This window comes from Soehngenia longivitae (assembly GCF_004684055.1).
GTDB lineage: Bacteria > Bacillota > Clostridia > Tissierellales > Tissierellaceae > Soehngenia > Soehngenia longivitae.
Map to the genome: position 1 here is coordinate 78,314 of NZ_SRIB01000006.1, position 15,970 is coordinate 94,283.

Annotated in this window: 15 protein-coding genes and 2 other annotated features; of the genes, 14 read left to right on the plus strand and 1 reads right to left on the minus strand. The window is 30.6% G+C overall.

All coding sequences use genetic code 11. The annotated features are described in order from the left end of the window. Positions 1-3 precede the first annotated feature (3 nt). The 9 genes from E4100_RS05375 to E4100_RS05415 all read left to right on the plus strand — a co-directional run bounded on the left by E4100_RS05375 (position 4) and on the right by E4100_RS05415 (position 9,016). The gene (locus E4100_RS05375; RefSeq protein WP_135271018.1) at positions 4-801 is read left to right on the plus strand and encodes a M55 family metallopeptidase; all 798 of its coding nucleotides are present in this window, start codon (positions 4-6) and stop codon (positions 799-801) included. A gap of 10 nt (positions 802-811) precedes the next feature. Then, the gene (locus E4100_RS05380) at positions 812-2,161 is read left to right on the plus strand and encodes an MATE family efflux transporter (RefSeq protein ID WP_135271019.1); all 1,350 of its coding nucleotides are present in this window, start codon (positions 812-814) and stop codon (positions 2,159-2,161) included. Between the two features lie 9 nt (positions 2,162-2,170). Then, positions 2,171-3,469 carry an amidohydrolase gene (locus E4100_RS05385; RefSeq protein ID WP_135271020.1) on the plus strand — a complete coding sequence of 433 codons (1,299 nt, stop codon included), beginning with the start codon at positions 2,171-2,173 and terminating at the stop codon, positions 3,467-3,469. A 49-nt stretch (positions 3,470-3,518) separates the two neighbouring features. Then, positions 3,519-3,746 (plus strand) — a binding site (T-box leader). Between the two features lie 62 nt (positions 3,747-3,808). Further along, entirely contained in the window at positions 3,809-4,723 is a 915-nt protein-coding gene (cysK, locus tag E4100_RS05390; protein WP_135271021.1) for a cysteine synthase A, read from the plus strand. Positions 4,724-4,728: 5 nt separating this feature from the next. Then, entirely contained in the window at positions 4,729-5,271 is a 543-nt protein-coding gene (gene epsC / locus E4100_RS05395) for a serine O-acetyltransferase EpsC (protein WP_135271022.1), read from the plus strand. Positions 5,272-5,366: 95 nt separating this feature from the next. Continuing rightward, the gene (locus E4100_RS05400; RefSeq protein ID WP_135271023.1) at positions 5,367-6,215 is read left to right on the plus strand and encodes a 2-oxoacid:ferredoxin oxidoreductase subunit beta; all 849 of its coding nucleotides are present in this window, start codon (positions 5,367-5,369) and stop codon (positions 6,213-6,215) included. A gap of 10 nt (positions 6,216-6,225) precedes the next feature. Next, complete coding sequence (locus E4100_RS05405; protein ID WP_135271024.1) at positions 6,226-7,905, plus strand: 2-oxoacid:acceptor oxidoreductase subunit alpha; 1,680 nt, start codon at positions 6,226-6,228, stop codon at positions 7,903-7,905. A 14-nt stretch (positions 7,906-7,919) separates the two neighbouring features. Then, positions 7,920-8,543, plus strand: coding sequence for a GntR family transcriptional regulator (locus tag E4100_RS05410; RefSeq protein ID WP_135271025.1), 624 nt, complete (start codon positions 7,920-7,922; stop codon positions 8,541-8,543). Between the two features lie 44 nt (positions 8,544-8,587). Then, positions 8,588-9,016 carry a universal stress protein gene (locus E4100_RS05415; protein ID WP_135271026.1) on the plus strand — a complete coding sequence of 143 codons (429 nt, stop codon included), beginning with the start codon at positions 8,588-8,590 and terminating at the stop codon, positions 9,014-9,016. A gap of 19 nt (positions 9,017-9,035) precedes the next feature. Here the strand turns inward: E4100_RS05415 and E4100_RS05420 are convergent, their stop codons facing one another. Further along, entirely contained in the window at positions 9,036-10,226 is a 1,191-nt protein-coding gene (locus E4100_RS05420; RefSeq protein ID WP_135271027.1) for a coenzyme F420-0:L-glutamate ligase, read from the minus strand. 106 nt (positions 10,227-10,332) lie between these two features. On the opposite strand from E4100_RS05420, the gene E4100_RS05425 reads away from it, so the two are divergent. The 5 genes from E4100_RS05425 (at position 10,333) to pgsA (ending at position 15,692) form a co-directional block, all read left to right on the plus strand. Beyond that, positions 10,333-11,238 carry a LysR family transcriptional regulator gene (locus E4100_RS05425; RefSeq protein ID WP_135271028.1) on the plus strand — a complete coding sequence of 302 codons (906 nt, stop codon included), beginning with the start codon at positions 10,333-10,335 and terminating at the stop codon, positions 11,236-11,238. 20 nt (positions 11,239-11,258) lie between these two features. Beyond that, positions 11,259-13,742, plus strand: coding sequence for a sensor domain-containing protein (locus tag E4100_RS05430; protein WP_135271029.1), 2,484 nt, complete (start codon positions 11,259-11,261; stop codon positions 13,740-13,742). Next, positions 13,726-13,983 (plus strand): putative signal transducing protein, encoded by a 258-nt coding sequence (locus E4100_RS05435; RefSeq protein WP_135271030.1) that lies wholly within the window; start codon positions 13,726-13,728, stop codon positions 13,981-13,983. The genes E4100_RS05430 and E4100_RS05435 overlap by 17 nt, the downstream gene beginning before the upstream one ends. A 120-nt stretch (positions 13,984-14,103) precedes the next feature. Then, entirely contained in the window at positions 14,104-15,099 is a 996-nt protein-coding gene (gene trpS, locus E4100_RS05440; protein ID WP_135271031.1) for a tryptophan--tRNA ligase, read from the plus strand. A 65-nt stretch (positions 15,100-15,164) separates the two neighbouring features. After that, positions 15,165-15,692, plus strand: a complete 528-nt coding sequence (pgsA, locus tag E4100_RS05445) for a CDP-diacylglycerol--glycerol-3-phosphate 3-phosphatidyltransferase (RefSeq protein ID WP_135271032.1) — start codon at positions 15,165-15,167, stop codon at positions 15,690-15,692. A gap of 39 nt (positions 15,693-15,731) precedes the next feature. Then, positions 15,732-15,937, plus strand: a binding site (T-box leader). The last annotated feature ends 33 nt before the right edge of the window (positions 15,938-15,970 follow it).

The window sequence follows — 15,970 nt, forward strand, 5'->3', positions numbered from 1 at the left end:
AGAATGAAAGTATATGTAAGTGCAGATATAGAGGGTGTTACAGGAACAACAACTTGGGATGAGACAGAAAGAAAAGAGTCATCTTATAGCAATATGTCATTACAAATGACTAAAGAAGTAAATGCATGTTGTGTTGCACTAAATAAAATTGGAGCCGATGAGATAATTATTAAAGATGCTCATGATAGTGGTAGAAACATTGACCATAATTACTTACCTAAGAATACAAAACTCATAAGATCATGGAGTGGGAGTATTTTTTCTATGGTAGAGGGTCTAGACGAGAGTTTTGATGCAATTCTCTTTATTGGCTATCATTCACCTGCATCTTCATCAAGTAATCCATTATCACATACAATGAGTCTTAAAGTTTCTAAAATTACTATAAATGAACAAATTGCGAGTGAATTTCTCATACATGCATATATTGCTGAGTATTTTAAAGTACCTATTGCTTTTTTATCTGGGGATAAAGGGCTTTGTGATGAAGTAAGTAAATATAATTCTAACATAGCAACTGTTGCTGTTAAAGAAGGTATAGGTAATTCTACTATAAATATTCACCCAGAACTAGCATTGGAACTTATTGAAGAAAATGTAAAAAAAGTTTTTAGAAAACCTCTTATAAATAATAGCAAGGAATTACCAAAATACTTTACAGTTGACGTTGAATATTATAATCATTGCGATGCTTATAGATATTCAATGTATAAAGGAGTTTCTAAAATTAATGAAAAATTGATAAGATTTGAATCCGATGATTATATTGAGGTTTTGAGATTTATAAATTTTTGCTTATAGGAAGGTTTATATGGAAGCTGACAAAACAATAAAATCGAAAATTTTATCAATGATACTTCCAATCACTGCAGAGAATATACTTCAGATGACAGCAGGAGTTGTGTCGATGGCTATGGTTGGAAGAATAAGTGAAATTGCCGTAGGAGCTGTAGGAATTAGCAATATAATTTTCAGAATAATCTGGGCAATTTTCAAGGGAATTTCAACAGGAGCTTCAGTATTTGTCGCCCAAGGATATGGTGCAAATGATAGAGAAAAAATTAGAAAAACAAGTATTAGTGCGTTTATTATATTATTATTTTTATCTATCTTTTTTATGATTATACTGTTAGAATTTAGTTCTAAATTATTGCTGATATTCAATCCAAAAACATCATTATTGGAGTCAGCAGAATTATATTTGACCATTTTAGCATTGAGTTTACCTTTTTCAGCTTTGATATTATTAATTTCTGGTATATTTCAAGGCATGGGAAATGCAAAGACACCGATGTTTATTGTACTGATACTAAATTTTTTCAATATAGTATTAAGTTACATATTGATATTTGGGAAAATAGGGTTTCCTAAATTGGGGCTAAAGGGCGCTGCAATAGCATATGTTTTAAGCTATCTAATCGCATCTATAGTGGGATTTACTTTTTTAATGTATCATAATGATATATTTAGAATAAAAAATTTTAAGATTAATGAGCTAATTAATCTAAATGAAATCAAAAGCTTAGTTAAATTTTCAATACCAACTGCATTTGAGATGAGCTTTTGGCAATTTGCATCAATTATTATAACTAGAGCGATCCTTGAGTATGGTGAAGTTGCATATGCTGCATACCAATTGGGATTACAAGCTGAATCCATGTCATACATGCCGGCGGCTGGTTTTGGGATTGCTGCATCTACATTTGTCGGTCAAGCTGTAGGTTCTAGAGATAACGAATTAGCTAAAAAATATATGAAATATTTGTATAAATATGCAGCAATAATTACTTCAATAGCAGGATTATCTTTAATTCTATTTCCAAACCAAATAATGAGTCTGTTGACAAACAACAAAGAAGTCGTACAGATAGGTTCTCAGTACTTATTTATAATGGGCTTAGTTCAATTACCTCAAAACATAGCTGGGGTATTGAATGGAGCCTTAAGAGGTGCTGGATATTCTAAGATAAGTATGATAAATGTTGGAGTTGGTTTATGGGGAGTTAGAATTCCATTAGTTTTAATATTTACGAATTTATTGAAGACAAAAATTTATTGGATTTGGATAGCTATGGGTATAGATTTAATTGTGAGATTTATTTTTTCAGCAATCACTTTTAAAAAGAAAGACATTTATAATACTAAGGTTTTAACAAATTAGGAGGATAAAATGAAAATATTGATAAAAAATGTTGATATTGTTACGATGAATGAACAGAACCAATTTTATGAGAGATCTAATATTGTAATTGAAGATAATATCATCACACATATTGGAGATATTGGAGATATTAACAAAAACAAAGTAGATTATGAGATAGATGGTTCAAACAAATTAGCTATGCCTGGATTAATAAATTGCCATACCCATTTAGGTATGAGCCTTTTTAGGAATTATGCTGATGACATGATTCTTTCAGAATGGTTAACAAAAAAAATATGGCCAGCTGAAGCAAAATTGATTGCGGAAGATATTTATTGGGCTAGCTTATTGAGTATGTCAGAAATGATAGCATCAGGGACAACTACTTTTTGCGATATGTATTTTTTCATGGATCAAGTAATCAAAGCATTGGATATTTCAGGTATGAGAGCCTCACTGGCTAGAGGCATTGTTGAAGAAGATTCTAATTCAATATATAAAATAGAAGAAAATGAAAAACTTTTTAATGAGTATAACGATTCATTAAATGGTAGAATAAAAATAATGTTTGGACCACATGCCCCATATACCTGTAGCCCTGAATTTTTGTTAAAGATCATGGATTCAGCTTCAAAGTTAAATGCGAGTTTACACATTCACCTATCAGAAACTAGAAATGAAGTAGAAGAAAGCTTTCGCAAGTACAATAAATCCCCTATTAAACATATGTATGATTTAGGTTTATTTGATTTACACACAGTAGCTGCACATTGCGTACATATTGATGAGGAAGATATAAAATTAATTAAAGAAAAAAATGTTCATCCAGTGAATAATCCAAGTAGTAATTTTAAATTGGCTAGTGGTTTTTCACCAGTAAATAGGATGCTAAAAGAAGGAATAAAAGTAGCTTTGGGGACCGATGGAGCAGCATCTAATAATAACTTAAACATGTTTAAGGAAATAAGTATGGCAAGCATTGTAAACAAGGCAGTAGACAATGATCCTATGAGCGTTACTGCGTTAGAAGCACTTAATATGGCTACAATAAATGGTGCATATGCACTAGGTTTAGAAAAAGAAATAGGTTCATTAGAAATAGGTAAGAAAGCTGATATAATAATTTTGGATATGGATAAACCACATCTTTGCCCAAGAAATAATGTATACTCAACATTAGCATACTCTGCGTACGGAAGTGATGTTGATACAGTTATAGTAGATGGGAATATTCTAATGGAAAGAAAAGAATTTAAAACTATAGACATTGAGAAAGTAAAATATATGGTGAAAGTAAATTCAATGGATTTGTTAAATAATCGATAAATTATAGTTGCAAAACAAAAAAATATATGGTATATTATCCAATAGATACTAAAATGCTAGGAATTGGTAGAGTACCATAATGATTACATCAAAGAGAGAACTTCGCATGGTGGGAGAAGTTTATGTATAGTTATAGGGAAGTGCGCCAAGGAGCGAAAAGTTGAATTAACAGTAGACTTTTACGGTTGTCACCGTTATATGACTAAGGTATGAATGTACCTAAGAGATGGGATTTCCTAAACAGAGTGGGACCGCGAAGTTAACCTTTGCCTCTGTATATAAAACATATACATGGGCGGAGGTTTTTTATATTTAAAAAATAAAAACAGGAGGGTTTATATGATATACAATAATATAATTGAGTTAATTGGAAATACTCCAATAATAAAAACCAAGAATATAGTAAAAAATCAAGCAGATATTTATGTGAAGATAGAAAGTTTTAATCCTGGAGGAAGTGTCAAAGATAGACCAGCTTTATACATGATTAATGATGCAATTAAAGAAGGTAAATTGAAGAAAAATCAACCAATTATAGAAGCAACTAGTGGAAATATGGGCATTGCACTAGCTATGATAGGAGCAGTTTTAGGAAATCCAGTGATTATAGTAATGCCTGATACTATGAGTATTGAACGAAGAAAAATTTTAAAAGCTTATGGAGCAAACTTAATTTTAACTCAAGGTGCAAATGGGATGAGAGGTGCAGTAGAAAAAGTTGATGAATTAGTCAAAGAAAATGATTATTTTTGGCCAAGACAGTTTGAAAACAAAGCAAATGTATTAGCACATTATGAAACTACGGCAAGGGAATTAGTAAAAGATTTTAATGGGGAGTTTGATGCATTTGTTGCAGGAGTAGGAACTGGAGGAACAGTATCTGGTGTTGGAAAATATTTAAAAGAAATTAATTCCAATATAATAATAGCCGCAGTACAACCTGAAAAGTCTCAAGTACTAACTGGGGGTTCTCCATCAAGTCATGGGATTCAAGGGATAGGAGCAAATTTCATACCAGATATATTTGATAGGGATGTTATTGATGAAATTATAAATGTAAGAGATGAAGATGCTTTCAAGTGGGCAAGATATTTAACAGAAAAAGAAGGATTATTGGTTGGAATAAGCTCAGGAGCGAATTTCTACGCTAGTTTAGAATTAGCTAAGAAATTAGGGACAGGGAAAAAAGTTGTTACAGTTTTACCGGACACTGGTGAAAGGTATTTAACTACATCATTATTTGATATGGAGTGATTAATATGATTAAAACAATAATAGAAGAAGGGAAAAACGTTCTAGAAAAAGACCCTGCTACGAGGAGCTTGTTTGAAGCTATATTTTTTTCTCCTGGATTAAGAGCAATTATAGCCCATAAAATAGCACATTCTCTATATGAAAAAGAGCATTTTACTATGGCTAGATGGGTTTCTTATAGATCAAGAAAAAAAACAGGGATTGAAATCCATCCAGGGGCAAAAATAGGCAAGAGAGTTTTTATAGATCATGGAATGGGTGTTGTAATAGGTGAAACTGCAGTAGTAGGAGATGATGTAACAATTTACCATGGAGTGACTTTAGGTGGAGTAGGTACCCAAAAGGGGGTAAAAAGGCATCCTACAATTGGGAATAACGTAATGATAGGAGCAGGAGCTAAAGTATTAGGACCTATCAATGTAGGAGATAATTCCAAAATAGGTGCAAATTCAGTAGTGCTAGAAGATGTTCCCGAAAATTCAACTGCAGTTGGAGCACCTGCTAGAATTATTAAAAAGCATGGACAAAATTTCATATATGCTATTTAAAGACAGTTAATACTGTCTTTTTTTAGTTGAATTTTTGTATTATTATAAAAATACAGTATAATAGAATTAATAGATAAATTTTTGGAGGAGAAAATATGAACTGTGAATATGAACTATATAAACCATCATGGTGTCCGGGCTGTGGAAACTATATGATAAGAGATGCTCTAAAAAAAGCATTAGAAGATTTAGATATAGAACCGTCTAAAGTTGTTTTAGTTTCTGGCATAGGACAGGCTGCAAAAATGCCTCATTATATAGGATTGAATGGTTTTAATGGATTGCATGGAAGAGCACTACCACCTGCAATAGGAATAAAAATGTCAAATAAAGACCTTACGGTGATTGTTGAATCTGGAGATGGCGATACATATGGAGAAGGAGGAAATCACTTTATTCATACAATTAGAAGGAATGTAGATATAGCACATTTTGTTCATAATAATCAAATTTATGGACTTACTAAGGGACAAGCTTCTCCAACAACTGCATTAGGGCAAAAAACAACTTTACAATTCGATGGAGTCAAATTAAATCCAATAAATCCTTTGGCACTAAGCTTGACTATGGGTGCAGGATTTGTAGCTAGAGGCTTTTCTGGAGATGTAAAACATTTATCAAATTTAATGAAAGAAGCAATATTGTATAAAGGATATGCACATATTGATATATTGCAACCATGTGTAGTTTGGAATAAAGTAAATACATTTAAGTGGTATAAAGATAGAGTTTATAAATTGAATGAGGATTATGATTATACAGATTTTGAAGCAGCTTATAAAAAGGCATTAGAATTTGGAGATAGGATACCAATTGGTATTTTGTACAAAGTAGAAAAAGAAACTTATGATCAAAAATTTTCGTTTATTGAAAAAGGGAAACCTCTAGTAAAAGCTGAGCTAAACCCAATAAATGCGCAAAATTTATTAGAAGAATTTTATTAGGAGGCTTAAAATGGATTACTCGATATTAATTGGTGGGGCTGCAGGGCAAGGGATTGAAACTGTTGTTGAATTACTAGAAAAGATAATTAAACGATCAGGTTTTAACATATTCACCTATAAAGACTATATGTCTATGGTAAGAGGTGGACATAATTTTATGCAAATTCGTTTTTCGGAAAATGAAATATTTACTTATAATAATGAAATAGATCTTTTGTTTGCAATGACAGCTGAAACGATTACTATACATAAGGATAAAGTAAAAACAGATGGCATAATTATTTGTGATGAAAATTTTGAGGATAATGATGTAATAAAATTACCATTTGATAAATTAGTTAAAGAGCTTGGGGACAATAGAGCAATAGGAACAATAGGAGTAGGATTTATTGTAAAATATTTTGGAATAGAATATGACATAGCAGTAAATACTATTAAAACAGTTCTGAAAGATAAAAATGTTGAACTGAATTTGGCAGCATTTAAAGCTGGATATGAAATCGGTGAGAGCAAATTCAAGTTAGAGAGTTTAGAAGATAATAAAATTTTGATAAATGGAAATCAAGCATTAGCATTAGGAGCAATTGCAGCAGGAGTTAAATTTTACTGTGGGTATCCGATGACTCCTTCAACTAGTGTAATGAGTTATATTTCAAAACATGCTAATGAGATGAATATTGTTGTTGATCAGGTAGAAGATGAAGTAGCTGCCTTAAATATGGCTTTAGGAGCATCCTATGCCGGGGTGAGGGCAATGACAGGCTCGTCTGGTGGTGGATTTGCACTCATGGTAGAAGCTCTAAGTTTAGCGGGTATAATGGAGATTCCTATTGTTCTATTTAATGCTCAAAGACCTGGACCTGCTACTGGGCTATCGACAAGAAGTGAGCAAGCTGATTTGAGATTTGTAATACATGCTGGACATGGAGAATTTCCTAAGATGGTAATAGCATTAAGAAACCCTGAAGATGCATTTTATCAAACTGCGAGAGCATTTAACCTAGCAGATAAATATCAGATACCAGTTATATTATTGACAGATGAATATCTGGCTGATTATGAAATGACGGTGAAGCCATTTGACTTTTCTAGAATTACAATAGAAAGATATATTACTAACGAAAGTGAAATAGAGGATGAAAGATATAAAAGATACAAATACACTGACAGTGGTATTTCTCCTCGATTAATTCCGGGGATAGCAAAAGAAAAATTAGTTTTAGTTGATAGCCATGAACACAATGAATATGGGAATATAGATGAGTCTATTGAAACAAGAGTCAATATGATGAAAAAAAGGATGAAGAAGTTAGAATTATTAAAAGAAGAAATAAAAGAACCAGAATATATCGGAACTGAAAACCCTGAGGTTCTATTAGTGGGCTTTGGCTCTACCTATGGTGCTATAAAAGAGTCTATATTAAGATTAAATTCTCAAGATGATAAATTTGGAGCACTTATCTTTGGAGATATTTATCCTTTTCCTATAGAAAAGTTAAATTCGTATGCAAAAAAGGCTAAAAAAATAATAGTCATAGAGCAAAATTACCTTTCTCAATTAAAGAGCCTGATTGATGAGTATACTGATATAAAAGTAGACAAGAGTATACTTAAATATGATGGTAGAGCTATCAATTCTGATGATATAATTCTAGAAATCAATAAGTTTTTATCAAATGATACAATATGATTGGAGTGTGAACTATGGAAGACAATAAATCTACCCCAAGATATGAAAAGATAGCATTAGATATAGCAAATGCTATCTATAAAGGACAATATGAAGAAGGGGATAAACTTTATGGCAGATCTACATTAGCTGGTACGTATAATGTTTCTCCAGAAACGATTCGTAGAGCAATAAAAATACTAGAAGATGTAGGAGTAGTCGAATCATCAAAAGGTAGTGGGATAACGATAATATCAAAAGAAAAAGCATATAAATACATAAATAGATTTAAGAACATAGAAAGTGTGGCATCTTATAGAATTAAGTTAGAAGAGTTATTTGATAAGAAGCGTGAAATAGAAGATGAAATATTGGAGATAGTTGACAGGATAATTGAGAGAAGCAGTGTACTAAGCAATATAACTGCATTAACACCATTTGAATTAGAAATCACTGATAGGTGCCATTTTATTGGTAAGTCAATTGGAGAACTTAATTTTTGGCAAAATACTGGAGCTACAATAGTTGGAATAAGAAGGAAAAATGAAACCATACTTTCACCTGGACCATATGCTACTTTGGAAAAAGGGGATATAATTTTGATTATTGGGGAAGATGTAGTAATGGAAAGCGTAAAAAGATTTCTAGAAGAAGATTGATATTTAGAAAATTATGGGTAATAATAACTAAAGGGGGTAGGGATATGAAGAAAATCTTGGTACCTATAGATGGGTCTGAAAATTCTAAAAAAGCATTATTAAAAGCAAAAGAGTTTGGTATTAATAACAAGTCAGATATTATCATTTTATGTGTAGTCAATAGCTTAAAAGACAATCCTTATATAATTGATCAAGATTTTACTACTGAGTTAAGCAAGAGAAATATTGAAATTGGGAAATCAATACTTAATGAGGCATTAGAGTTATTTAAAGATTATCCTTATAAAGTTGAAACGAGATTGAGAAATGCAGAAGATATTGCAGAAACTATAATTGATACTGCTGAAGATGAGGAAATTGATTTAATAGTGATGGGAAGAAGAGGTATTAATGTATCATCAAGATCACTTTTAGGCAGTGTATCTAATAAAGTTTTAAATTATGCTAATAAATCAGTATTAGTAGTAAAATAGGTAGCTTAAGCTACCTATTTTACTTTGTGAAATTATCAAAATAACCTTGAATGTATACTATTGGAGTGCCTTTATCTCCGCTACCAGACGTTAAATCGGCTAATGAGCCAATCAGATCCGTGAGCCTTCTAGGAGTAGTTCCTTGAGATATCATTTCTCCAACAAGTGAATCATCTTTATTAGCAATATAATCAGAAATTGCCCTTTTGAGTTCTTCTCCCGATAAATCTTTAAACAAATCGTCAGCTAAATACTTAAGTTTTACTTCATTTGGTGTTCCTTCCAATCCTCTTGTATAAGCAGGCGAAACAACAGGATCTGCGAGTTCCCATATCTTCCCAACAGGATCTTTAAATGCTCCATCTCCATATATCATGACTTCTATTGTCTTACCAGTCATATTTTTAACTTCATTTTGTATAGCTTCAACAATTGGCTGACCATCTCTAGGGAAAAGTTTTATTTTCTCTTCGCTAGATTTATTAGAACCTAATAAACCATACTCAGGATTGTAACCACTACCATTTATTGGAGTATTTAATATATCATCTAGACCATATATTTTTCTTCCACCATATTTTTTTAATAAACTCTTAGTTCTCTCACGAGTATGAATATCACAGGCCAAAACATTTTTTGTATACTCAAGAATAGTAAGAGGATTATTTGAAAATATTATTTGGTAATCCACGTTATATTCTTCTAATATGGATTTATAATACTCAATATAATCAACTCCAGTGAATCTATGTTTTCTATAACCGAAGTATTCTCTGAATTGTTTTTCTGTTAATACATCTGTCCAAGGATTTATACCTTTTATGTCTAACACATCCATATCAACTAGATGATTTCCTACTTCATCTGATGGATAGCTTAACATTAGAGTGATTTTCTTTGCGCCTTTAGCTATCCCTTTCAAAATAATACCAAATCTATTTCTGCTAAGAATTGGGAATATAATGCCAAAATGTTCATTATCATATTTATTTTTAATATCTTGTGCTATTTCATCAATAGTTGCATAATTTCCTTGTGCTCTTGCTACTACAGATTCAGTTATGCAGAGACAGTCTTTATCTTGAATCTCAAAGCCTGCTTCTTTTGTAGCGTTAAGAATAGTGTCTATGGATATTTTTATTATGTCATCACCTTCTCTTATAATAGGTGTCCTAAGACTTCTTACAGTTGTTCCAATTGTTCTTTCCATGGTAACCTCCTAAAAAAATAATGGTTTACTTCATGAAATCAGTATATAATATAATTTGTTATAAGTAAAATAAATATATTTAATGATAAACATAAGGAGAAATTATATGATTGAAAAACTAGATTTATTTAAAATTTTTAATGAAGTAGCCGAACAAAGAAGTATAACTAAAGCAGCTAAAAATTTGTTCGTGAGTCAACCTGCAGTTTCTCAAGCAATAGCTCAATTAGAAGAAGAGCTTGGAATTACTTTATTTATTAGGAGTTCAAAAGGGGTAAGTCTAACAAATGAGGGAAAAGTTCTGTTTTCACACGTAAATAAAGGAATCAACCAAATAAAGATAGGAGAACAGAAAATATTAGAAGCAAAAAAATTAAAATCTGGTACATTGACAATAGGAGTCGGTGATACGATTTTAAGATATATGTTAATGGATACTTTAATATCGTTCAAAAAATTATATCCCAATATACAATTAAGGATTATCAATCGCACATCCCAAGATTTAGTAAATCTTGTAGAACTTGGAGATATTGAAATTGCAATATGTAATTTGCCAATAAGCAATAGTAATTTGAAAATTAGAAAAGTAAGGGAAGTGCAAGATATTCTTGTAACTGGTGGAAAATATGTTAATATGATTTCAGAACCTATTTCATTAATAGATATATTAGAATATCCTTTAATTATGTTAGATAAGAGGTCCAATACAAGAAGATATGTTGAAAATTTCTTGTTCTCAAAGGAGATAATAATAGAACCTCAAATAGAACTAGGATCACACGATTTAGTGCTTGAATTTGTTAAAAATGGATTTGGATTAGCATTTGTGGTTAAGCAATTTTCTAATGAATACTTAATGAAAAGGGAAATTATTGAACTTAAAACAGATGTTGTAATTCCAAATAGAAGCATAGGAGCTTGTTATATTGATGAAAATATTATTTCTTCAGCTGCAAATAAATTTTTAGAAGTGTTGGTAAGTAAAAACCAATTGAATGGGTATAAATAGAAAAAATAACGGAGGAATGTATGCCAAACTTCAACTTTGATGAAAATAATATAAACTTAATAGAAAAATTAGATCCCAAGAAAAAGAGCTTAAAGTTAGCTATGATTTATCTTACAATTGGAATAACTTGGATTTTTTCATCAGATAAGATTGCATCGTTGTTAACTAATAATCCTAAAACCTTGTATCTTATCTCACTATACAAGGGCTGGGTTTATATGTTAGTTACAGCTATTATATTTTATTTTATTTTGAAAAGGCAATTTGATATGTACAAAGATGCAATAGTAAAAGTGAAAGGTGCTCATGATGATATCTCAAATTTAAAGCAAAAATTAGAAATGGTAAAAAGTGAATATAAAATATATGAAGAGAAATTAAAAGAGGTTGAACAGAAATTTGAGTTATCAATCAAAGGGTCAAATTATGGTATATGGAATTGGGATATCGATAAAAATTTTTATTTTACATCTCTACTAATAAAACCACAATTTGGATATTCAGAAGACTACCAAAGTACAGTAAATACTATTGAAAAATGGAGAGAGCATATTCATAAAGATGATTTGCCTTATGCTTTAAATAAATTAGATGAGGCTCTTCTTGATTCTAATGGAATATATGAAAATGCCTTAAGAATAAGAACTGTTAAAGGGAATTATCGATGGGTTGTGACGACTGGAAAAATTAAATATAATGAATATGGAAAGCCAATAGCAATAGCTGGTTCACATATCGATATAACAGAAAAATTGCAATTAGAAGAAGAGCTAAAAATGGAAAGAAAATTATTAGATGTAATTCTTAATGATATTCCAATTATTATTATTAGGTGTGATTCACAAGGGAAAATAATAATGGTAAATAAATTTTTCAAAGAAGTATTCAAATTTGAAGAAAATGAATTTATTGGGGAAAGTATTTTAAATTTAATTGCAGATGATTTAAATAGAGTAAAAGCAAATAGAGTAATCTCAGACATTGTTTCAGGGAAAAAAGTAAAAGACATGGAAATTGAGTTATTAACAAAAGATAATCAAAAAAAGACTATAATCTGGAGTAATTCATTTATTTACAATGAAGAAAATAGAGTTAAAGATATATTATTTATTGGTATGGATATAACTCAAAGAAAAGAGATGGAAAACCAGTTATATAATCTTGCATATTTCGATCAATTAACAGGACTTCCTAATAAATACAAACTTGAAAAAGACATGGTGGAATTTGAGAAAAAAGCAGATGATGAAAATGGTGAGTTAGTGTTTGTTTATGCTGACATTGATGACTTTAACTTAGTTAATGAAATTTATGGCCATAGTAAAGGTGATGATTTATTAATAAATATAACTCAAAAAATATCGGGTTATTTTCCGTTTGAGCATTTTATTTACAGGTTTGGTGGAGACGAGTATGTGATAGTTTTGGTATTAAAAGCTGAAGAAAAGAAAGATTCAATTGAGGATAAAATAATAGAGATAACAAGATATTCAGATACAATCCAAAGATTATTGCATAATGAATTTAATGTAAGTTTTAGTGCAGGAGTAAGTATTTATCCATTTCAAGCTGAAAATTATGAAGAATTACTAAAAAAAGCTGACTTAGCCTTAAATCATGCTAAAAAATTCGGTAAAAAAAGGACAGTGGTATATTTTGATGAGTTAGATAAAGGTGTAAAAGAGTTGGTAGAGCTTGAAGAAGATTTGAAAGTAGCTGTTAAAAACAATGAATTCTTTCTATTATATCAGCCACAAATTGATTTAAAAACAATGGAAATAATTGGTGGCGAAGCATTGATCAGATGGAACAGACCAAGACACGGAATAGAAACTCCACTGTCTTTTATACCATATGCAGAGGAAACTGGGGAGATTCTTAAAATCGATAGTTGGGTAATAAAACAAGCTTTGATGGAGATAGATAAGTTATCTTCACTTGGACTAGATGATTTTAAGATATCAATGAATATTTCTGGAAATACATTAAATAATTTGGATTATCTAAGAAAACTAATCTCTGAATTATCAATTATTTATGATTTTAGCAAAGCGTATTTTGAAATTACTGAAACAAACTTAATAGAAGATCTTGAAAATAGTCGTGAAGCTTTGGAAACCATAAAAAAAGCAAAGGGTAGAATTGCTCTAGATGATTTTGGAGTTGGCTATTCTTCACTGTCTTATTTAAAAGGTTTAGACATCGATATGATAAAGATAGATAAATCTTTTATTGATTCAATTGACTTAAATATGCAGAACAAGAAAATCTTAAGCATGATTGTAAATCTGTCTCATGAATTGGGAATGAAAGTTTTAGCCGAAGGAGTTGAAACTAAAGAACAACTTAATCACATAATAGAGGTAGGTTGTGACTATGCTCAAGGATATTATTTTTACAAGCCATTGAGTGTAGAAGAGTTTGAAAAAATACTTTGGGAACAACTTAAAAACAATCAAATTGCTGATAGTGAAAGGAGTAATATCAATGAAAAGAGAAGATAAAGAAGACGTTAATCTAAAGCTACTAATAAAAACATCAGATAGAACTATGTTATCCTTGATTGAATCAACTCTAAAAGAAAATAATATACCATATATTACAAAAGATAAAGGTACCGGAGGGTATTTAAAAATAATTGCTGGAGCTTCTATTTATGATACTGAAATATATGTCTCAGATAATGATCTTGCAAAAGCAAGAGAGGTAGTTGATCTATTAACTCAGAGTGATACTAAATTTTAAACCTTATTTTTATATTCTTTACAATCAACACAGGATTTTGTATAATCAAAAGTAGCATTTTATTAAAATCCCTTTACTTTATGTGGTAAGGGGATTTATAATATCAGTAAGGGTGATAAAATGGATAAAAAAACGGTATTAAGTGGTATACAACCTTCTGGTTCACTGACTTTAGGGAATTATATTGGGGCATTAAAAAATTTTCCAAAACTACAGGATGATTATGATTGCTATTACTGTATAGTTGACTTACATGCGATAACGGTTCCTCAAGAACCTAAACTTTTGAGGAAAAACACTTTGGAAGTATTGGCACTATATTTAGCTTGTGGAATAGATCCTGATAAATCTACTATTTTCATTCAGTCACATGTTCATGAGCATGCAGAACTTGCTTGGGTATTGAACACTATAACATATATGGGTCAATTGAACAGAATGACTCAATATAAGGATAAGTCAAAGAAATACAACGAAAGTATAAATGCAGGACTATTTACATATCCTGTGTTGATGGCAGCGGATATTTTACTTTATCAAGCTGATTTAGTACCCGTTGGAGAAGATCAAAGGCAACATTTAGAGCTTGCAAGAGATATAGCTGTCAGATTTAACAACAAATACAGCGAAACATTCAATGTTCCAGAGCCTTTTATCGGAGATTTAGGTTCTAAAATTATGAGTTTACAAGATCCTACAGTTAAGATGAGCAAATCCGATCAAGATGAAAATGCTTTTATCTCACTTTTGGATGACAAAGACACAATCAGGAGAAAAATAAAAAGAGCAGTAACCGATTCTGAAAATAATATTGCCTATAATGATTCTCAACTTGGGCTTAAAAATTTGATTAATATTTATTCATGTTTAACAGACAAGAAGGTAGACGAAATTGTAGGTATGTACCAAAACAGAGGATATGGAAAATTCAAAGAAGATTTAGCTGAGATCGTGATAGAGAGTTTATTGCCTATTCAAAAAAAATATAATGAATACATGTCTGATAAAACATATTTAGAAGATATTTACTCATTAGGCGCTAGTAAAGCAGAGAGAAAGGCTTCAAAGACTTTGAAAAAAGTATATAAGAAAATAGGTTTTGTTGCGAAAAAATGATTATGGTATATTACTGAATGTTTTTTATTAATTAAAAATATTTATTTTAATAGGAGAGATAAATTTTGACTTTACCCAATATTATAACTGTATTCAGATTATTATTAGTGCCTATTTATTTACTTATATACTATTCAAGTCTAGAAAATCGAATTTTTGCCGCAGGATCTATTTTTTTCTTAGCTGGTATTTCCGATGTTTTAGATGGATACATTGCGAGAAAATACAACAAATCAAGTAAACTCGGGACAGTGCTAGATCCTTTTGCAGATAAATTGATGGCTTTTGCAGTACTGATATCTTTTTACTCCGATGGGCTCATTCCACTGTGGATTTTACTCCCAATATTTATTAAAGAGATTGTGATGATTTTAGGAGGCACAAAACTTTTAGTGAAAAATGAAAACACGGTAATACCGTCTAATATATATGGCAAAGCAGCAACATTTTTCTTGTATTTATCTATATTATTAATAATTATACAAAGCCCACACAATATAGTAATTATCTCTTTAATAATGACTTTAGTTTTAAATATATTAGCATTTTATAATTATTTGAAGATATACAAGAAAGTAACAAATAAGAAGTAATTGACAAATTCATAAACTTAAATTATAATTAAACCAATTATAATTGCGATGATAAAGAGGAGTACCCTTTTTCCATTTATAGAGAGTGAGCTCTTGGCTGGAAAGCTCATAATGCGAAATTGGCGAAGGTAGCTTTTGAGCTTCTAGGCTGAAACAATAGTAAGCTTAGACGGAACAAACCGTTAAAATATTAAGAGCCATAATATTATGGAATTAAGGTGGTACCGCGACCCTTCGTCCTTTTCTTTTAAAGGATGAAGGGTTTATTAGTTTAGGAG